General features: G+C 63.2%; 21 protein-coding genes. 8 read left to right on the top strand and 13 right to left on the bottom strand.

Annotated features, from left to right (window positions below; translation table 11 throughout):
- Window positions 1-25: 25 nt before the first annotated feature.
- The 9 genes from RTCK_RS14115 to purC form a co-directional block, all read right to left on the bottom strand.
- On the bottom strand, window positions 26-1231 hold the full coding sequence (locus tag RTCK_RS14115) for a multidrug effflux MFS transporter (protein ID WP_142522861.1): 1206 nt from the start codon (window positions 1229-1231) through the stop codon (window positions 26-28).
- Window positions 1232-1357: 126 nt separating this feature from the next.
- A complete protein-coding gene (gene grxD, locus RTCK_RS14110; RefSeq protein ID WP_142593266.1) occupies window positions 1358-1693 on the bottom strand; it encodes a Grx4 family monothiol glutaredoxin in 336 nt (111 codons plus the stop codon).
- A gap of 145 nt (window positions 1694-1838) precedes the next feature.
- Window positions 1839-2072: a BolA family protein gene (locus tag RTCK_RS14105; RefSeq protein WP_142593265.1), complete on the bottom strand. Its 234-nt coding sequence runs from the start codon at window positions 2070-2072 to the stop codon at window positions 1839-1841.
- Window positions 2073-2191: 119 nt separating this feature from the next.
- A complete protein-coding gene (gene purL / locus RTCK_RS14100; RefSeq protein WP_142593264.1) occupies window positions 2192-4399 on the bottom strand; it encodes a phosphoribosylformylglycinamidine synthase subunit PurL in 2208 nt (735 codons plus the stop codon).
- 115 nt (window positions 4400-4514) lie between these two features.
- Window positions 4515-5102 carry an acyloxyacyl hydrolase gene (locus RTCK_RS14095; RefSeq protein WP_185928018.1) on the bottom strand — a complete coding sequence of 196 codons (588 nt, stop codon included), beginning with the start codon at window positions 5100-5102 and terminating at the stop codon, window positions 4515-4517.
- A 183-nt stretch (window positions 5103-5285) separates the two neighbouring features.
- On the bottom strand, window positions 5286-5666 hold the full coding sequence (locus RTCK_RS14090; RefSeq protein WP_408004556.1) for a hypothetical protein: 381 nt from the start codon (window positions 5664-5666) through the stop codon (window positions 5286-5288).
- 64 nt (window positions 5667-5730) lie between these two features.
- Window positions 5731-6402, bottom strand: coding sequence for a phosphoribosylformylglycinamidine synthase subunit PurQ (purQ, locus tag RTCK_RS14085; protein ID WP_142520603.1), 672 nt, complete (start codon window positions 6400-6402; stop codon window positions 5731-5733).
- Window positions 6403-6539: 137 nt separating this feature from the next.
- Window positions 6540-6782: a phosphoribosylformylglycinamidine synthase subunit PurS gene (gene purS, locus RTCK_RS14080; protein WP_142520604.1), complete on the bottom strand. Its 243-nt coding sequence runs from the start codon at window positions 6780-6782 to the stop codon at window positions 6540-6542.
- A 17-nt stretch (window positions 6783-6799) separates the two neighbouring features.
- A complete protein-coding gene (purC, locus tag RTCK_RS14075; RefSeq protein WP_142520605.1) occupies window positions 6800-7564 on the bottom strand; it encodes a phosphoribosylaminoimidazolesuccinocarboxamide synthase in 765 nt (254 codons plus the stop codon).
- Between the two features lie 359 nt (window positions 7565-7923).
- Here purC and RTCK_RS14070 point away from each other — a divergent pair, with 359 nt between their 5' ends.
- Window positions 7924-8232: a DUF1476 domain-containing protein gene (locus tag RTCK_RS14070; RefSeq protein ID WP_142520606.1), complete on the top strand. Its 309-nt coding sequence runs from the start codon at window positions 7924-7926 to the stop codon at window positions 8230-8232.
- Between the two features lie 76 nt (window positions 8233-8308).
- Here RTCK_RS14070 and RTCK_RS14065 read toward each other — a convergent pair whose 3' ends face one another.
- From RTCK_RS14065 to RTCK_RS14050, 4 genes are all read right to left on the bottom strand, one after another.
- On the bottom strand, window positions 8309-8863 hold the full coding sequence (locus RTCK_RS14065) for an RBBP9/YdeN family alpha/beta hydrolase (RefSeq protein WP_142593262.1): 555 nt from the start codon (window positions 8861-8863) through the stop codon (window positions 8309-8311).
- A 156-nt stretch (window positions 8864-9019) separates the two neighbouring features.
- Window positions 9020-10327, bottom strand: a complete 1308-nt coding sequence (purB, locus tag RTCK_RS14060; RefSeq protein WP_142593261.1) for an adenylosuccinate lyase — start codon at window positions 10325-10327, stop codon at window positions 9020-9022.
- A gap of 78 nt (window positions 10328-10405) precedes the next feature.
- Complete coding sequence (gene rpe / locus RTCK_RS14055; protein ID WP_142593260.1) at window positions 10406-11077, bottom strand: ribulose-phosphate 3-epimerase; 672 nt, start codon at window positions 11075-11077, stop codon at window positions 10406-10408.
- A 55-nt stretch (window positions 11078-11132) separates the two neighbouring features.
- Window positions 11133-12200 carry a branched-chain amino acid ABC transporter substrate-binding protein gene (locus tag RTCK_RS14050; RefSeq protein WP_235988699.1) on the bottom strand — a complete coding sequence of 356 codons (1068 nt, stop codon included), beginning with the start codon at window positions 12198-12200 and terminating at the stop codon, window positions 11133-11135.
- A 167-nt stretch (window positions 12201-12367) separates the two neighbouring features.
- Between RTCK_RS14050 and RTCK_RS14045 the strand changes: the two genes are divergently transcribed.
- The 7 genes from RTCK_RS14045 to RTCK_RS14015 are packed head-to-tail and all read left to right on the top strand — an operon-like array spanning window position 12368 to window position 18054.
- The gene (locus RTCK_RS14045; RefSeq protein ID WP_328803971.1) at window positions 12368-12862 is read left to right on the top strand and encodes a flavin reductase; all 495 of its coding nucleotides are present in this window, start codon (window positions 12368-12370) and stop codon (window positions 12860-12862) included.
- Window positions 12863-12881: 19 nt separating this feature from the next.
- A complete protein-coding gene (locus RTCK_RS14040) occupies window positions 12882-13811 on the top strand; it encodes an AAA family ATPase (RefSeq protein ID WP_142593258.1) in 930 nt (309 codons plus the stop codon).
- Window positions 13812-13814: 3 nt separating this feature from the next.
- Complete coding sequence (locus tag RTCK_RS14035; RefSeq protein ID WP_142593257.1) at window positions 13815-15077, top strand: vWA domain-containing protein; 1263 nt, start codon at window positions 13815-13817, stop codon at window positions 15075-15077.
- Window positions 15074-15400, top strand: a complete 327-nt coding sequence (locus RTCK_RS14030; RefSeq protein WP_142593256.1) for an XdhC family protein — start codon at window positions 15074-15076, stop codon at window positions 15398-15400. Before RTCK_RS14035 ends, RTCK_RS14030 begins: the two co-directional genes overlap by 4 nt.
- The gene (locus RTCK_RS14025; RefSeq protein WP_142520614.1) at window positions 15400-16098 is read left to right on the top strand and encodes an XdhC family protein; all 699 of its coding nucleotides are present in this window, start codon (window positions 15400-15402) and stop codon (window positions 16096-16098) included. Before RTCK_RS14030 ends, RTCK_RS14025 begins: the two co-directional genes overlap by 1 nt.
- Window positions 16095-17735, top strand: a complete 1641-nt coding sequence (locus RTCK_RS14020; protein ID WP_142520615.1) for an NTP transferase domain-containing protein — start codon at window positions 16095-16097, stop codon at window positions 17733-17735. Before RTCK_RS14025 ends, RTCK_RS14020 begins: the two co-directional genes overlap by 4 nt.
- A complete protein-coding gene (locus RTCK_RS14015) occupies window positions 17728-18054 on the top strand; it encodes a TfoX/Sxy family protein (protein ID WP_142520616.1) in 327 nt (108 codons plus the stop codon). Before RTCK_RS14020 ends, RTCK_RS14015 begins: the two co-directional genes overlap by 8 nt.
- The last annotated feature ends 7 nt before the right edge of the window (window positions 18055-18061 follow it).

Here is an 18061-nt window from a genome sequence, read left to right as displayed (position 1 = left end):
GCCCCCGTCGCGGGTATCGTGGTCGTCAAACCGGCGCGTTCTGTGCGTGGAACAGACGGCCCTTTTCGCCGATCAACACGAATACCAGCCCGATCACCGAGACGGTGAAGAAGCCGGCGACCATCGGCAGGGCCGTGCCGTCGAACGCCTGTCCGATCATCGCACCGATCACGCCGCCGCCGATCGTTCCCATGAAGCCCAGAACCGAAGAGGCGGTTCCCGCCACGTGGCCCAGCGGTTCCATCGCCAGCGAATTGAAGTTCGAGCCGATCCAGCCGAACTGGAACATCGCCAGCGCGAAAAACGCCAGAAACAGCGGGAAGGGCATGGGTTGCGGTCCGAAGACCTGGACCAGCAGCCACAGGAACGTGATGCCCATGAAACCGAGGAGCGAGGCGTGCGACAGCCGGCGCATGCCAAAGCGCCCCACGAGACGGGCGTTGACGAAGGACGAGAACGCCATGAATACGGCTACTGCAGCAAAAGCGGCGGCAAACCAGGCGCCCAGGCCATAGATGCCGACATAGACCTGCTGCGCCGAATTGATGAAGCCGAACAGCGCGCCGAAGATGAACATGCTGGCAATCGTGTAGCAGAGCGCCACCCGATTGGTGAGCACGATGCGGAAACCGCCAAGGACCGAGTTCACCGTGAAGGGACGCACGTCTTCCGGATGCAGGGTTTCCGGCAGCCGGACATACATCCAGATCCCGACGGCGGCTGCGATCACCGCCATGAATGCGAAAATCAGGTGCCATTCGCCGAAGAACAGGATGATCTGTCCGGCCCCCGGCGCGACAACCGGAATGACCATGAAGACCATCATGATCAGCGACATGACCTCCGCCATCGCCCGGCCACCATAGATATCGCGGACGATGGAGATGGTGATGACGCGCATCGCCGCCGAACCGATGCCCTGGATGAAGCGCAGGACCAGCAGGCCGGCGAAGGACGGAACGGCAACCACTGCCAAGGAAGAAATTACATAGATGGCAAGCCCGACCAGCATCGGCCGCCTGCGCCCGAATCGGTCGGAGATCGGCCCGTAAGCGAGTTGGGCAAAGCCGAAGCCGAAGAGATAAGCGGAGACGACATACTGGCGGTGGTTTTCGTTCTCCACGCCCAGCGCCGCACCGATCTCCTGAAGTCCGGGCAGCATGATATCGATTGCCAAGGCGTTAAGCGCCATCAGCATGGCCATAAGGGCGATGAACTCGACCTTGCTCATGCCGGCCAGGCGATCGGCCGATGTCTGTGGTGCAACTGACACGAAAAAAATCCCATAGAATACGAAGGCGCCGCGGAGACGGCGCCTGACAATGCGACTGCTGATCTAAAACACAGCTATTGAAGCCTATGCGGCTCCGCGGACGCTGATGCCGTTTTCCTGCAGATGGTTCTGCAATTCGCCCGACTGGAACATCTCGCGCACGATGTCGCAGCCTCCGACGAACTCGCCCTTGACGTAGAGCTGGGGGATCGTCGGCCAGTTGGAATACTGCTTGATGCCTTCGCGAATTTCCTGGTCGGACAGCACGTTCACGCCCTTGTAGTCCAGACCGAGGTAATCCAGGATCTGGACGACCTGGCCCGAGAAGCCACACTGCGGAAACTGCGGCGTGCCCTTCATGAAGAGAACGACGTCGTTCGCCTTCACCTCGTTGTCGATGAATTCGTGAATGCCACTCATGTCGATAATCCTTTGTTGTCCGGGGTCAAGGCCCGGATTTCCACTGCTTAGATAGCACGAGACCGGGCGATTACCAGCGCGGAAGGCCAATCATTCGATCAAAATGCCTTATGGATGCAGGGCCTCGTGACCCGGACCTCCCGCCTCAATCCGGAGCAGAGGTTTGCAATGCGAGAGCATGCAGCGTGCCGCCCATATGGCCCTTCAGAGCATCATAGACCATCTGGTGCTGCTGGACGCGCGTCTTGCCGCGGAAGGCTTCCGCCACGACCTCGGCGGCATAATGGTCGCCGTCGCCCGCAAGGTCCCGGATGATGACCCTGGCGCCGGGAATCCCCGCCTTGATCATGTCTTCGATGTCTCCCGGGTTCATCGGCATACTGTATTCCTTCTTGATGCTGGTTCCGCAGATTCGCGGGCTTTCTCTTCACCCGGGAAGAGTGCCTGAAAGGCGTGCTTCGGTCAAAGGTGGGGCAATGCCCGATGCAAGCCACCCGATCAGGCCATGAAGCCGGGGAACCAGCTCTCGTTGGCGTTGACGAGGTCCGTCACGCCGACATCGACCAGATCGTCCACGACGAGGCGGTCTCCGCCGACCGTGCCGAGCTTCCGGAACGGGATCGCCGCGCTTTCCGCGCTGGCCTCGATGAAGTTGGCGAGATCGGATGCGACCGCCAGCACGTACCGGGCCTGGTCCTCTCCAAACAGCAGCGCATGCGACGGGCCGCGCTGTCCCTCCAGGCTGGCGGCGATTCCGTTTCCGGATGCCATTGCCATCTCGGCAAGCGCCAACAGCAGTCCGCCATCGGAGATATCGTGGCACGCCGTAACCTGTCCGTTGCGGATGAGGCCACGCACGAAATCGCCGTTGCGTCGCTCCGCGGCGAGATCCACGACTGGAGGCGGGCCGTCCGATGAGTTCAGCACGTCACGCAGGTAGATCGAGGAGCCGAGATGGCTGCCATCGGTGCCGATCATCAGCAGGACGTCTCCGTCACGCATCCCGCCGATCCGCGCCATCTTCGACCAGTCGGGAAGCAGGCCGACGCCCGCAATGGTAGGGGTGGGCAGGATGGCGACGCCGTTCGTCTCGTTGTAGAGCGAGACATTGCCGGACACGATGGGAAATTCGAGAGCCCGGCAGGCTTCGCCGATGCCTTGGATGGCCCCTACGAGCTGGCCCATGATTTCCGGCTTTTCCGGATTGCCGAAGTTCAGGTTGTCGGTCGCCGCAAGGGGGTCGGCACCGGTGGCGGTGAGGTTGCGCCAGCATTCTGCGACGGCCTGCTTGCCGCCCTCGACGGGATCGGCCTCGACATAGCGGGGTGTCACGTCCGAGGAGAAGGCCAGCGCCTTGGTGGGATGGCCGTCGACACGCACCACACCGGCATCGCCGCCGGGACGCTGCAGCGAATTGCCCTGGATGAAGGTATCGTACTGTTCCCAGACCCAACGGCGGCTGGACTGGTTCGGCGAGCCGACGAGCGTCATCAGCGCGGCGTTGTAATCTTCCGGTTCGGCAACCTCGGTGGCGGGCAGGGGCGGGCGGCCGTTGCTTGCCTGCCAGGGGCGGTCGTATTCCGGGGCCTCGTCGCCCAATTCCTTGATTGGCAGGTTCGCGACTTCCTCGCCCTGATGCAGGATGCGGAACCGGAGGTCGTCGGTCGTCTTGCCGACGATCGCAAAATCGAGCCCCCACTTGACGAAGATGGCCTTGGCTTCCTCCTCCTTTTCGGGCTTGAGCACCATGAGCATGCGCTCCTGGCTTTCGGAGAGCATCATCTCATAGGCGCTCATGCGCTCCTCGCGCACCGGCACCTTGTCGAGATCGAGTTCGATGCCGAGGTCGCCCTTGGCGCCCATCTCGACGGCGGAACAAGTCAGGCCCGCCGCGCCCATATCCTGGATGGCGATCACGGCACCTGTCGCCATCAGTTCGAGGCAGGCTTCGAGCAGGCATTTTTCGGTAAAGGGGTCGCCGACCTGGACGGTGGGGCGCTTCTCCTCGATCGACTCGTTGAATTCGGCGGAAGCCATCGTCGCACCGCCGACGCCGTCGCGCCCGGTCTTGGCACCCAGATAGACGACGGGCAGGCCAACACCTTCTGCCTTCGAGTAGAAGATGGCGTCGGATTTCGCCAGGCCGGCGGCAAATGCATTGACGAGGATGTTGCCGTTGTAGCGCTCGTCGAATTCGACCTCGCCACCGACGGTGGGGACGCCGAACGAGTTGCCGTAGCCGCCGACCCCGGCAACCACGCCTGACACGAGGTGCCTTGTCTTGGGATGATCCGGAGCCCCGAAACGCAGAGCGTTCATCGCCGCGATCGGTCGGGCGCCCATGGTGAAGACGTCGCGGAGAATGCCGCCGACACCGGTTGCGGCACCCTGGTACGGCTCGATATAGGAGGGGTGATTGTGGCTCTCCATCTTGAAGACCACGCAGTCCCCGTCGTCGATGTCCACGACGCCGGCATTTTCGCCGGGACCCTGGATGACGCGCGGCCCCTTGGTGGGCAGGGTGCGAAGCCACTTCTTCGAAGACTTGTACGAGCAATGCTCGTTCCACATCGCCGAGAAGATGCCGAGCTCGGTGAAGGTGGGTTCACGTCCGATCAGTTCAAGGATCCGCTGGTATTCCTCCGGCTTCAGCCCATGCGAGGCGATGAGTTCCGGCGTGATCGCGATGCTGTTGGGAATGTTCATGATCTTCTCTGGCTGAGGACGGCATTGGCCGTCTCTTTAGCCCAAGCACGAAAAAGGCGCGACAGGAAAATTCCTTCCGCGCCTTGCTTCTACAGAGCTTTCAGGCCTGCAGGTTCTAGAACTTGTAACCTACGAGGATGCCGGCTCGCGACAAGCCGTTGTTGGGTCCGTCGCAAAGCTCGGCATGGGACGAATGTTCGATCTGGGCGATGATGCTCCAGCTCTCGGTGACATTGTACCCGGCCGCGGCATATTCGTGGAAAAGCGCGCGGCAACCCAGCTTCGGGCTGTCACCGCCGTCCGAAGGGTCGAGGTCACCGTCGTGAAGGGTTCCGCCGAATCCGAGTTCGAGGAAGAAGCGATCGGTGACGTTGGCCGTCCAGGAGAAGCCGGCATAGACCTGATTGGCTTCGTCGGCAGTCGATATCGTGGCGCCGACGTGTAGCCGGGGGCGGAGTAGCTTGTCCCATCCTTGCGCCTGCTCATGGCCCCATGGGTCGAAGAGGACGAGACCGGTGACGAAGGCTCCATCCTCGTCTTCGATGGAGACGAGGGAGCCGAAACGCGCTTCATTGAAAATGCTGGCCGGCTGTTCTGGAGGCGCGGCGTCTATGGCGACAACAGGTGCAGCGAGATCGGCCGCGTTGCCGGCCACAGCGAACAGCAGAGAGGAGAATATGCCTATGCTAAAAGTTCTTTTCATCGCCGCCACGGCTCCCATCGGCATCCGGCGACGGGCGTTGCGCTGCCCCGGTTTGCCCCGATTCCGTTGCGGACCATAGGGTGGCGCTGCTGATTCACGCAACAGTAAACTCGACGTGACCTCACCGTCGGCGATTTCCTGAGAACCTGTGACAGAAACGCGACGATCACCGCCGCGAGGGAATCAGCAACCTCTTCCTCCCGCTGCCCATCGCAGGACATCCGATCGGATGCGTTCACCCGTATCACCCGACATAAGCGGCCCAAAGGCATCGAGGCGGGCAGGGCTGCCCTCCGCCTGCACGACCAGCGCCGGGCGGGATTCCGGACTGTTCCGCGGAACCGCTAGAATGCGCGGACGTCCCGAAAAGGAATTCAATTCCGGGGCTAGGCGGTATGGCTTGAAGGCCGCGTCGCCGGACTTGAACCAGCAAGCATTGGCGTTCATCGCGACCCGTTCCATGGTCGGCAGGGCTGCCCGTTCGGCAGCAGGTGCGGACGGGCCTCGGGACTGGCAGGACGACAATACGGCTGCCGCAACGGCAAAGATGACAAACATGCGCATCGCGGGGGGAAACGGCATCGGATTTCCTTGCTGAGCCGTCTGCCGGGCGGTCACGGCGAGATGACTATGCCGCAATGACATCGAGCGCCGATGCAAAGATCCCACGCCCGTCATTGCCACCATGGGCGGCCTCGATAAGGTTCTCCGGGTGCGGCATCATTCCGAGCACGTTGCCCTCGGCATTTATGATGCCCGCAATATCGCTGAGCGAGCCGTTGGGGTTGGTGCCTGCCGCGTATCTGAACACGATCTGCCGGTTGTCCTGCATCGATGCGAGGGTTCTCTCGTCGGCGAAATAGTTCCCGTCGTGATGGGCGACCGGGCAGCGGATGATCTGACCCTCTTCATAGGCGCGGGTGAAGTGGGTGTCAGCATTGGTGACCTCGAGCAGGACCTCCTTGCTGACGAAGCGGAGCGATGTGTTACGCATCAGCGCTCCAGGGAGCAGCCCGGCTTCGACCAGGATCTGGAAGCCATTGCAGACCCCCAGCACCTTGACACCTCGTTCGGCCTTCTCGCGGATGGCCTGCATGACCGGCATGCGGGCGGCGATCGCGCCGCAACGCAGATAGTCGCCGTAGGAGAAGCCGCCCGGTATCACGATCAGGTCGACATCCGGGATGCTCGTCTCCGTCTGCCAGACGGTAACGGGAGACTGACCGGAGATCTTGGTCAGGGCATCGATCATGTCACGGTCGCGGTTGAGACCGGGGAGCTGGACGACGGCTGATTTCATGGGTGCGGCTCAAACCTTGCTTGGGCTTCCTGGAGTTCACGTAACTCCAGGCGATTTTCGATCTGGGCGAGGCGTGTTTCGTGTCTCGCCAACGTCATGTACAGGTTGACTTCGGCCACGGCACGCCTCGACGACCGTCAGTCGAAAGCAATAGTATAGTTCTCGATCACCGTGTTCGCCAGCAACTTCTCACACATCGCCTTGAGGTCGGCCTCCGCCTTGGCGCGGTCGGCGCCATCGATCTCGACGTCGAACACCTTTCCCTGACGGACATGGCCGACACCGTCGAAGCCGAGGCTTGCGAGCGCGCCTTCAATCGCCTTGCCCTGAGGATCGAGAACGCCGTTCTTCAACGTCACCGTCACCCGTGCCTTGATCATCTGTCCCACCCCGTCGCTTACTTCACAAGAACCGGACCGGTGCCCCGGATCGGTTCGTTCTCGTTGATGATGCCAAGGCGACGCGCCACTTCCGAATAGGCTTCGACCAGCCCGCCCATGTCGCGGCGGAAGCGGTCCTTGTCCATCTTTTCCTTGGTCTCGATATCCCAAAGCCGGCAACTGTCCGGCGATATCTCATCGGCCAGGATGATGCGCATCATGTCGCCCTCGTAGAGACGGCCGCATTCGATCTTGAAGTCGACGAGCTGGATTCCGACGCCGAGGAAAAGGCCGCTCAGGAAGTCGTTCACACGGATTGCCAGCGCCATGATGTCGTCGAGTTCGGCGGGGTTGGCCCAGCCGAAGGCGGTGATGTGCTCCTCGGAGACCATGGGGTCGTTCAGGGCGTCCGACTTGTAGTAGAACTCGATGATCGAACGGGGCAGGACGGTGCCTTCCTCGATGCCGAGGCGCGTGGACAGCGAGCCTGCCGCGACATTGCGCACGACGATCTCGAGCGGGATCATCTCCACTTCCTTGATCAACTGCTCGCGCATGTTGAGGCGGCGGATGAAGTGAGTGGGAATTCCGATCTTGTTGAGATGCGTGAAGACGTATTCCGAGATGCGGTTGTTCAGGACGCCCTTGCCGTCGATGACGTCGTGCTTCTTCTTGTTGAATGCGGTGGCGTCATCCTTGAAGAACTGGATAAGGGTACCCGGCTCCGGGCCTTCGTACAGGATCTTGGCCTTGCCCTCGTAGATACGGCGGCGACGGTTCATTTTTCTGTTGTCTCGTTGTTGGCGCCTGGTCAGCGCAGTGAAATGTCGGTTGAGCGGGTCCCTTAAAGGAAAAGCGCGAGAATCACAATGACGCGAATCCGCCGCTCCCCAAGGTGTCTCCCGATCCACCGAACGATGCCTCTGCCCGTCCTTGTACACCCACGGTGCGAACTCGCCTCGGCGCGTTCTTGAACTGCGGGCAAGCGGTCCGGATCGTAGCGATGGGGCAGCATTTCGTAGACGCGGAATGCGTCGTCAATTCGGCATCCGGGGTCGTCGATCGGCTTTGACGAATCGCATTGCACTTTGGCGGCGGTTTTGTTTTATGGTCGCGAAAGCACCGATACCGGGAGACAGAGATGACCAACATGAGAGATCGCGAGCGCGCATTCGAAAACAAGTTCGCGCTCGACGAGGAACAGAAGTTCAAGGCGATCGTCCGCCGCAACAAGCTGGTGGGCCGCTGGGCAGCCGAGCTTCTCGGCAGGGATGCCGATGCCTATGCCCAGGACATCGTCGAGGCCGATTTCCAGGAGGCCGGCGAAGAGGACGTGTTCCGCAAGCTGCGCGCCGACTTCGATGCCGCGGGCGTTTCGGTCTCGGATGAGGACATCCGGCAGAAGATGTTTGCATTCCTGCAGGATGCCGTGGCCGAGGTGAAGCAGTAGCCTCCACCCCCAGTTCGATCGCTGCCGAAAGCCGTGTCGGGAGACGCGGCTTTTTGCATTCAGGATGGGCGCACCGTCAGGGCTGCAGACGGGCAAGGAACTGCGCAAACACCATCGTTCCTTCCGGCCAGGGCCCGTGACCGCTCTCCGCATTGATATGGCCGGATTCCCCCGCATCGATCAGCAGGGAACCCCAGGAGGCGGCGATATCGTCGGCGTGCTCGAACGATCCGAACGGATCGTTGCGGCTGGCGATGGTCAATGTCGGAAAGGGGAGGGGCGCTCGCGGATAGGGCCCGAACGTCATCAGATGCTTCGGACGGATCGCGGGATTGTCGACTTCTGGTGGAGCGACGAAGAAGGCGCCTGCGACCCTTTTGCGGAAATGCGGGATAGCATGGATTGCGGTGGGGACACCCAGCGAATGGGCGACGAGAACGACCGGACGGATCGCGGCATTCACCTCTTCGGCAACGCGCTCGACCCAGTCCTCGCGGACCGGTTTGGACCACTCCGCCTGCTCGACCCGACGGGCCGTCGACAGCTTCGCTTCCCATCGGCTCTGCCAGTGGTCCGGTCCGGAATTGGTATAGCCGGGGATGATGAGGATATCGGCTTCGGATGCTTTCATAATGGCGCCGATGTGAGAAATCGGGAGGATGAAGTCAAGGGAGCGGAAGCATAACGGGAAGAAGTGCGTCGAAGCGTCTTCCGCAAGGGGGGCGCCCAGTCGCGGACCTCGGGTGACGGCCGCGCGCGGGCGCGAGCGGCCGTTCCACCTCAAATGTCACGTCTCGCCGAAGACCCGGCGGAAAATCGTGTCGACGTGCTTCGTGTGATAGGCCAGATCGAACTTCTCGCGGATGTCTTCCTCAGAGAGCGCGGCGCGCACTTCCTCGTCGGCCAGCAGTTCCTCCAGGAAATCCTTGCCCTGTTCCCAGACCTTCATCGCGTTGCGCTGGACCAGTCGATAGGAATCCTCCCGAGAAACACCCGCCTGCGTGAGAGCCAGAAGTACACGTTGCGAGTGAACAAGTCCGCGGAACTTGTTCATATTGTTCATCATATTCTCAGGGTATACGAGCAGCTTGTCGATGACCCCGGTCAGGCGGGCAAGCGCAAAGTCGAGCGTCACGGTCGCGTCGGGTCCGATCATCCGCTCCACGGAGGAATGGGAGATGTCCCGCTCATGCCAAAGCGCAACATTTTCCATGGCGGGAAGGGCGTAGGAGCGAACCATGCGCGCAAGGCCGGTCAGATTTTCCGTCAGGACCGGATTGCGCTTGTGCGGCATGGCAGACGAGCCCTTCTGGCCGGGCGAGAAATATTCCTCCGCCTCCAGGACCTCCGTCCGCTGCAGATGCCGAATCTCGATCGCCAGCCGCTCTATGGAGGAGGCGATGACGCCGAGGGTCGCGAAATACATGGCATGCCGGTCGCGGGGAATGACCTGCGTCGATACCGGCTCGGCCTTCAACCCCATGGCCGCCGCCACGTGTTCCTCGACCCGCGGATCGATATTGGCGAAGGTCCCGACGGCACCGGAGATTGCACATGTGGCGATCTCCTCGCGAGCGGCCATGAGCCGGGTCTTGTTGCGGTCAAATTCCGCATAGGCCTGGGCGAGCTTGACGCCGAAGGTCGTCGGCTCGGCGTGGATGCCGTGGCTGCGTCCGATGGTAACGGTGTCCTTGTGCTCGAAGGCGCGGCGCTTCAGCGCGTCCAGAAGCTTGTCCATGTCCGCCAGCAGCAGGTCCGTTGCCCGGACGAGCTGGATATTGAAGCAGGTATCGAGGACATCGGAGGAGGTCATGCCCTGATGCACGAAACGGCTGTCGGGGCCGACGAACTCCGCCAGATGGGTCAGGAAGGCGATGACGTCATGCTTGGTGACGGCTTCGATCTCGTCGATGCGCGCGACATCGAACGTTGCCGATCCGCCCTTTTCCCAGATCGTTTCCGCGGCCGATTTCGGGATGACCCCAATCGCTGCGAGTGCGTCGCAGGCATGGGCCTCGATCTCGAACCAGATCCGAAACTTGGATTCAGGCGACCAGATGGAGACCATTTCGGGCCGTGAATAGCGCGGGATCATGGGTGTGGGCCTTCCATAAAAACAAGAGTTGCGGCCGCTGTATCAAGAAGCGGCGTAAAGCTCAACGCATAGGCCGGATCAGGCCGCTGCTGCCACCGTCCGAAGAGCGGAAATCCGCTCGCGGTAGGCTTCGACGCTGCCGCCCTGGAAGACGGCGGAGCCGGCCACGAAAACATTCGCGCCTGCAGCCGCGACCGCACCGATGGTTTCCGGCGTGATGCCGCCATCGACTTCCAACTCGATCGGGCGGCTCGCGATCAACGCCTTGGCAGCGCGGATCTTCTCGACCATGGCAGGGATGAACTTCTGCCCGCCGAAACCGGGATTGACGCTCATGATCAGGATCAGGTCGATGTCCTCCAGAACGTTTTCCAAGACGGAAAGCGGCGTTGCCGGATTGAGGGTGACCCCGACCTTCTTTCCGAGCGCGCGAATAGTCTGGAGCGAGCGGTGAAGGTGGGGACCTGATTCCGCATGGACCGTGATGCCGTCGCATCCGGCCTTGGCAAAGGCCTCAAGATAGGGATCGGCCGGCGTGATCATCAGGTGGCAGTCGAAGAATGCGGTGCTGTGGCGGCGAAGCGCCTTTATGACGTCCGGGCCGTAGGAGATGTTCGGCACGAAATGTCCGTCCATCACGTCGAGATGGATCCAATCTGCGCCCGCCTGCGTCACCTCATGGACTTCCTGCCCGAGTTTCGCGAAATCGGCGGCGAGGATGGAAGGCGCGATACGGATCGGCAGCGTCATGGAAGGTCTCCGGCTTTGATGCCGCCGCTGTAGCACCACCCCGTGGGGCGGACAATCATTCCGTCCGGATATCAACCACGACAAACCGGCCGGAACGCCATTCCTGGAGACGAAGCGGATTTTCGAAGAGGTCGTTGAGATCGTCGAACGCAATCGGTCCGACAACCGTATCTGCGTGCAACCGGCGGATCCTCTCCGGGGGCGGCGTATCGACCGCCTCCGACAGGGCCCGGTCGACAAGCTGGACTGCAGCATAGGCAGGCAATGCGTAGCCCTCAGGCTCCACGCCGGCGGAACGGATCGCGGCGACGGCATCCCCGGCCGTCGGCCGCGCGGCGTAGTCCGGAACCGCCACGGCAAGAACGCCGTCGCGGAGAGGCACGGGCTGGTCGGCGGCGCGCATCGTGTCTCCCGCGAGGAGTTGGAGCGGGATATTCTCCTTCTCCGCATCCCTTGCGATCACTGCGATGTCGTTCCGGTCACCCCCTATGACGACATGGGTCGCCCCGGCCTTCTGCAGCCGGCGAACGAGCGCGACCTGCTGTTCCTGTCCGGGCCGATAGGTATCGACGAAGACGGGACTGATTCCGCCGGCTTCCACCGACTGGCGGACAGCGCTTGCGAGTTCGCGGCCATAGATCGTGCCGTCGTCGATAATCGCGACAGGGTCTGCTTTCCATCGTTCCAGGACGACCTCGGCGATCTTCTCCGCCTCGTCTCCCTCCGAGGGAGCCATGCGGTAGAGCGGCCAGCCCTCCCGCCGGGCGTCCTCCATGAGGATACGGGAGCGCACCGCGATGGTAAGGGCGGGAATGGCGGCCTGCGAAAGCCGCGGCATGACGCCCGCGAGGGTTTCGCTGCACAGGAAGCCGATGGCGGCTACCGCCTTGCCTTCGATGATCCGATCGGCAACGGCGGCCGCGTCACTCTCGCAGTTCTCGTCCAGCGGCAGCACCGTATGCCCCATGGTGCTCGCGGCAGCCCGCGCGCCCGCCAGGACCTGCTGCCCCAGCGTGGCGTACGGCCCCGCCTGCGGGGCAACGACCGCAATCGTCGCAGCCATCGCTATCGGCGCGGCCAGGAGCGAGAGAGCGGCGGTAACCGCGATCAGTCGAACGGGCATCATCCTTCCTTACATTTTCCGAGGCTCCACATTTAGCCGGCTGACCGTTGCCGTCAAAGGGAATCGGATATAGCGGATGGATACGGCGGCCGGTCGGGCATAGACAAGTCCGGCAGGCTTCTCCATATGCGTCCGCAGGACGGGTACGGTGCTCCACGGAGAAGCATTTGACACAGCAGCAGAGGTTCGATCCGGCGGTCTACCGCGACGGGATGGCGCGTTACGCCGGCCATGTCCAACTGGTGACCACGGAGTTCGAGGGGACGAGGCGCGGCGTGACGGTCACCGCGGCCTGCTCGGTATCGGACAATCCGCCGAGCCTTCTCGTCTGCCTGAACAGCAGCAATCCCAACAACGCGATCTTCGCCAAGAGCGGCGTCTTCGCTCTCAATTCGCTTGCCGAACATCATCAACCGCTCGCCTCCGGCTTTGCCGGATTCTCCAAGCTCGCGGCAGACGACCGATTCGCGCTTGGCCGGTGGCAGGCCTTGGTGACGGGGGCACCCGTCCTGTCGGATGCGCTGGTTTCGTTCGATTGCCGGATAACGGAGATCAAGCCGGCCTCGACGCATTTCGTAATGTTCGGCGAGGTCGTCGGCATGCATTTCGGCCCTCATCGGCCCGCTCTCATGTATCTGGACCGGGGCTTCCGTACGCTCTAGATTGGCTCCAGGAGGAGACATGGGGCAAACGCAAGAAGCACGTATTCCAGCCTCGATCGACGAGACCATCGCCCTTTTGGAGGCGCATGATTACCTCGCCGGCCGCCAACTGGCGACAGTTCTCTTCCTGGCGCTCAGGATGCAGCGACCGCTTTTCCTGGAAGGAGAGGCCGGAGTCGGCAAGACGGAGATCGCCAAGACGCTGGCCAGGGCGCTTGGCCGCCAACTGATCCGGTTGCAGTGTTACGAAGGCCTGGACGTCGCCTCCGCCGTCTACGAATGGAACTATCCGGCGCAGATGCTGGACATCCGGCTTCTGGAGGCGGCAGGCGTCCGCGACCGCGAGCGGCTGGAAGCGGACATTTTCGACGTACGGCATCTGATCCGGCGGCCGGTGTTGCAGGCCCTCGGGCGGGACGGAGCGGCCGCACCCGTGTTTCTGATCGATGAACTCGACCGGACGGACGAGGCGTTCGAGGCCTTTCTCCTGGAAATCCTTTCGGACTTCCAGGTGACCATTCCGGAACTCGGGACGATCAAGGCTGCCGAGCCGCCGATCGTCATCATCACCACCAACCGGACACGTGAGATCCACGACGCTCTCAAGCGGCGCTGTCTCTACCACTGGGTGGATTATCCGGATGCCCGGCAGGAGCTCGAGATCGTCCGCCGCAAGGTGCCGAATTGCGACGAGAGGCTGTCCCGGCAGGTGGTGGCCTATGTGCAGAAGCTGCGGACGATCGACCTTTTCAAGAGTCCGGGCGTCGCTGAGACCATCGACTGGGCGACCGCACTGACGGAACTGGACCGGCTGGCGCTCGATCCGGAGACGGTGGCGGACACGCTGGGAACGCTCCTGAAATACCAGGACGACATCGCCCGCATCCAGACCGGCGAGGGCCAGAGGCTGCTTTCGGAGGTGAAGGCGGAACTGCTGGCGGAGGGCTGACGCATGAGGTCGTCCGGGACACAGGACAGCAGCCGGCCGCCGTTTTCCGAAAACGATGGCGGGAAGCTTGCGGAGAATGTGGTTCATTTCTCGCGCCTCCTGCGCCGTGCCGGCCTGAAGGGCGGCGCCGGCTCCTCCGCCGACGCCATTGCGGCGATCGAGGCCATCGGCATCGGATCGCGGGAAGAATTCCACGCGGCGCTCTCGTCGGTTTTCCTCACCCGGCACGAGGATCAGCCGGTTTTCGACGAGGCGTTCGACCTCTTCTGGCGGTCCAGCGACCTCGTCAACAAGATGATCGCATTGATGTCGCCCAAGGTCGCCGAAGGCGGGGAGAAGACGCGGCCGAAATCCGGTCACACCCGCGTCGAGGACGCATTGGCGAAACCCGCTCCTCCGCCTTCGTCCGAAAGCAATTCGCCTCCCGATATCGACGTGGATGCCCGCCTGACGACCTCCGCGCGAGAGGTCCTGAAGCGGATGGATTTTGCGCAGATGTCCGTGGAGGAGCTGGCGCTCGCACGCCGCGAGATCGCCCGCCTCGCGATGCCGCTGGACGAAAGGCGGACTCGCCGATTCCGTTCGTCCACGTCCTCCTTCCGGCTCGATCCGCGCGCCACCTTGCGTCATTCGATGCGCAGCGGCGGGGACCTGATCCTCCCGCGTTTTCGCGAGAGACGGAAGGTGGCGCCTCCGCTCGTGGTCCTCGCCGACATCTCAGGTTCGATGAGCCAGTACACGCGGGTGTTCCTGCATTTCCTGCATGCTTTGACCGAACGGCGCAGCCGGGTACAGACCTTTCTGTTCGGAACGCGGCTCACCAATGTTACACGGCAGATGCGCCGGCGGGATCCGGACGACGCCATCACGGCCTGTTCTGATGCCGTCGCGGACTGGTCGGGCGGGACGCGCATCGGCTCGACGCTGGCGGAGTTCAACCGCCTCTGGTCGCGTCGCGTGCTGGGGCAGGGGGCGATGGTCCTTCTCATCACCGATGGATTGGAGCGCGAGGGGACGGACGAGCTCGAACGGGAGATGGACAGGCTCCGCCGCTCCTGCCGGCGCCTGATCTGGCTCAATCCGCTGCTGCGTTTCGACGGCTTCGAGGCGAGGGCGCGAGGGGTTCGGGCCATGCTGCCGCATGTCGACGAGCTTCGCCCGATCCACAACCTTCAATCCGTTGCCGATCTGGCCCGAGCCCTGAACGGCGAGGCCACCGCACCGGCCGATCCCCGCCGATTCCTGGGGGAAAGGAGTGCCGCATGAGCGATGCTGGAGCACTCGATCCGCTGGAGATTGCGGAGGCGTGGCATGCAGAAGGCCGCGCGGTGGCCATCGCCACCGTCATTCAGACCTGGGGCTCGGCCCCCAGGCCGGCCGGCAGCCATCTGGTCATCGACGGCGACGGGAACTTCGAGGGATCGGTCTCAGGCGGGTGCGTCGAGGGAGCGGTCATCAGCGAGGCGGCCGATGTCATCGCCACGGGACATCCGAGGACGCTGGAATTCGGGGTCGCCGACGAAACGGCCTGGCGTGTCGGCCTTTCCTGCGGAGGCACGATCCGCGTCCATCTCGAAAGGCTCGGCTGATGTGGATCAGGTCCCTGCAGGCGCTCAATCTCGCGCGACAGGCTCGAAAGGCCGCGATCCTTGCAACGGACCTCGACGGCCAGGGGGAGCAGGTCATCCTCGAAGGCGAGCCCGTGGCCGATCCCCTGGCTGATGCGGCGACAATCGCCTTCATGACCGGCAAGGCCTCGATCGTCGACATTGCAGGCCGCCAACTGTTCCTCAACGTCTATCTTCCCCCACCGCGCATGGTCGTCATCGGCGCGGTCCACATCAGCCAGGCGCTGGCGCGCATGGCGCCCGTGGCCGGCTACGACCTGACGATCATAGACCCGCGTACCGCCTTCGCCACACCCGAACGCTTCGCCGACGTCGATCTCGTGCCCGAATGGCCGGAAGAAGCGCTGGCCAGGCGGCCGCTCGACCCATACACCGCACTGGTCGCGCTTACCCATGACCCGAAGATCGACGACTTCGCGATCCTCGACGGTTTGAGGAGGAAATGCTTCTATGTCGGCGCGCTGGGCAGCCGGAAAACCCATGCCAAGCGGATAGACCGCTTGACCCGGAGCGGGCTCGGCGAGGACGAGATCGCGAGGATCGCAGCGCCGATCGGCCTCGACATCGGCGCCGCCAGCCCCGCCGAGATTGCCGTGGCGATCCTCGCGCAGGTCGTGCAGGCATTCCGCCGGCGCGAGATGACCGGCAGTCCGACATGAGGTTTTCCCGGCTGCCTCCGTCGGACGCTGAGGGATGCATCCTTGCCCACAGCATCCGCCTGTCCATCGGAAAACTGCCCAAGGGCAGGATCCTCACCGGGCAGGACATCGAAGCTCTTGCCGCCACCGGCGTCACGGAGATAACGGCAGTCCGGCTGGATCCCGGCGATCTCTTGGAAGACGAGGCCGCCAGCGCAATATCCGCCGCCTTCCTGCCGGGGGCATTTCGGCTTTCGGCAGCGGCAACGGGACGCGTGAACGTCCATTCGACGGTCAACGGATTGTTCACCGTCGATCGGGATCTGGTGGACGCGTTGAACGGCATAGATCCCGCCATCACGCTCGCGACCCTGGCCGACTACGTGGCAGTGCGCGCCGGCGACATGATCGCTACCGTAAAAATCATCCCACTGGCGGTTTCAGGGGCCAAGGTTGCGGAGGCGGTCAAGCTCCTCGGGCAAGTACCCGCGTTCTCCGTCGAGCCCTTCACCGCCCACCGGGTCACGCTGGTTGCGACCGAACTCCCTAGCCTGAAGACCTCGGTGATGGAGAAGACGGCGCGGCTCCTGGAGCGAAGGCTGGCGGCCTCCGGGAGTCACCTCGACAGGGAAATCAGGGTCCCGCACGATGAGGCGCGCCTTGCCACCGAATTGAAGGACCTGGTCGAGGGCGATGCGCCGGGGCTGATCGTCATCTTCGGCGCGTCCGCCGTCGCCGATCCCGAGGATGTCATCCCGGCTGCCATCCGGGCAGCCGGCGGGCATGTCGAGCGCGTGGGGATGCCGGTTGACCCCGGTAACCTGCTGGTGCTCGGAAGGATCGGATCTATCCCGGTCATCGGAGCTCCCGGCTGTGCGCGCTCTCCGAAGGAGAACGGGTTCGACTGGGTGCTGAACCGGATACTGGCAGGGGAGCAACCGTCCGGGCGGGATATCAGCCGAATGGGCGTCGGCGGCCTGCTCGGCGAAATTCCCGAGCGGCCGAGGCCACGCGAGACGGCTTCCGCCCAAGCCGGCACGATCTCGATCGGAGCACTTCTGCTGGCGGCGGGCCAGTCGCGGCGCATGGGCGGGAGCGGATCCCACAAGCTACTTTCCACCTTCGAGGGTGAGCCTCTTGTCCGGCGGAGCGCCAAGCGACTGCTTGCCGCCGGCCTGGCGCCCGTGGTGGCTGTCACCGGGCACCGGCGCGGCGACATTGAGGCAGCGTTCGATGAATTGGCGTTGACCGTCGTCTTCAATCCCGATTACGAGTCGGGAATGGCAAGCTCGCTTCAGGCGGGATTGTCCCTGCCGGCCTTGAACCGATGCGACGGCGTTGTCGTCATGCTGGCGGACATGCCGGCCGTGACCGCCGATCACCTGCGCCGGATGATGGCGGCGTTCCGCAAGGCCGGGGGGCAAGCCGTCGTCCGTGCAGTCCACGAGGGAAAGCGCGGAAATCCGGTGATCCTGCCCAAATCGACCTTCCCGGACGTTCAGTCTCTGCGTGGTGACGTGGGCGCGCGCGCCGTGATCGAGAATTGCGGCCTTCCGACCGTCGATGTAGAGATCGGAGCGGCGGCGCATGTCGACGTCGATACGGTGGAAGCCGTTATCGCCGCCGGGGGACACTTGGAGGCCAAGGGCGATGGATAATGCCGCAATCGAGGAGTTGTTCGAACCGCTCGGCCCAGTATCGATCCGCCGTATGTTCGGCGGCAAAGGCATCTACCACCACGGTCAGATCATCGCACTGGAGCTTTCCACCGGGGAAATCCTCCTGAAAGCCGACGCCGCGAGTGCTCCCGAGTTCGCGGCTGCGGGTGCCAGCCAATGGAGCTATGAAGGCAAGACGGGGAAAGCCGTCGCGATGCCCTACTGGACGGTGCCCGACGAGGCACTCGACGATCCCGATGTCATGGGAAAGTGGCTGCGCCTGGCCTACGAGGCCGCCGTGAGGTCAGGAAAGCAGTAGTGCAAGC

Source organism: Pseudorhizobium endolithicum (assembly GCF_902153245.2).
GTDB lineage: Bacteria > Pseudomonadota > Alphaproteobacteria > Rhizobiales > Rhizobiaceae > Neorhizobium > Neorhizobium endolithicum.
This window is presented reverse-complemented; position numbering and strand designations above follow the sequence as displayed.

Coding starts and splice junctions, on each gene's coding strand:
- RTCK_RS14115 (WP_142522861.1), bottom strand. CDS start 1,231: ATGAGCAAGGTCGAGTTCATCGCCCTTATGGCCATGCTGATGGCGCTT.
- grxD (WP_142593266.1), bottom strand. CDS start 1,693: ATGAGTGGCATTCACGAATTCATCGACAACGAGGTGAAGGCGAACGAC.
- RTCK_RS14105 (WP_142593265.1), bottom strand. CDS start 2,072: ATGCCGATGAACCCGGGAGACATCGAAGACATGATCAAGGCGGGGATT.
- purL (WP_142593264.1), bottom strand. CDS start 4,399: ATGAACATTCCCAACAGCATCGCGATCACGCCGGAACTCATCGCCTCG.
- RTCK_RS14095 (WP_185928018.1), bottom strand. CDS start 5,102: ATGAAAAGAACTTTTAGCATAGGCATATTCTCCTCTCTGCTGTTCGCT.
- RTCK_RS14090 (WP_408004556.1), bottom strand. CDS start 5,666: ATGCGCATGTTTGTCATCTTTGCCGTTGCGGCAGCCGTATTGTCGTCC.
- purQ (WP_142520603.1), bottom strand. CDS start 6,402: ATGAAATCAGCCGTCGTCCAGCTCCCCGGTCTCAACCGCGACCGTGAC.
- purS (WP_142520604.1), bottom strand. CDS start 6,782: ATGATCAAGGCACGGGTGACGGTGACGTTGAAGAACGGCGTTCTCGAT.
- purC (WP_142520605.1), bottom strand. CDS start 7,564: ATGAACCGTCGCCGCCGTATCTACGAGGGCAAGGCCAAGATCCTGTAC.
- RTCK_RS14070 (WP_142520606.1), top strand. CDS start 7,924: ATGACCAACATGAGAGATCGCGAGCGCGCATTCGAAAACAAGTTCGCG.
- RTCK_RS14065 (WP_142593262.1), bottom strand. CDS start 8,863: ATGAAAGCATCCGAAGCCGATATCCTCATCATCCCCGGCTATACCAAT.
- purB (WP_142593261.1), bottom strand. CDS start 10,327: ATGATCCCGCGCTATTCACGGCCCGAAATGGTCTCCATCTGGTCGCCT.
- rpe (WP_142593260.1), bottom strand. CDS start 11,077: ATGACGCTGCCGATCCGTATCGCGCCTTCCATCCTCGCCGCCGATTTC.
- RTCK_RS14050 (WP_235988699.1), bottom strand. CDS start 12,200: ATGCCCGTTCGACTGATCGCGGTTACCGCCGCTCTCTCGCTCCTGGCC.
- RTCK_RS14040 (WP_142593258.1), top strand. CDS start 12,882: ATGGGGCAAACGCAAGAAGCACGTATTCCAGCCTCGATCGACGAGACC.
- RTCK_RS14035 (WP_142593257.1), top strand. CDS start 13,815: ATGAGGTCGTCCGGGACACAGGACAGCAGCCGGCCGCCGTTTTCCGAA.
- RTCK_RS14030 (WP_142593256.1), top strand. CDS start 15,074: ATGAGCGATGCTGGAGCACTCGATCCGCTGGAGATTGCGGAGGCGTGG.
- RTCK_RS14025 (WP_142520614.1), top strand. CDS start 15,400: ATGTGGATCAGGTCCCTGCAGGCGCTCAATCTCGCGCGACAGGCTCGA.
- RTCK_RS14020 (WP_142520615.1), top strand. CDS start 16,095: ATGAGGTTTTCCCGGCTGCCTCCGTCGGACGCTGAGGGATGCATCCTT.
- RTCK_RS14015 (WP_142520616.1), top strand. CDS start 17,728: ATGGATAATGCCGCAATCGAGGAGTTGTTCGAACCGCTCGGCCCAGTA.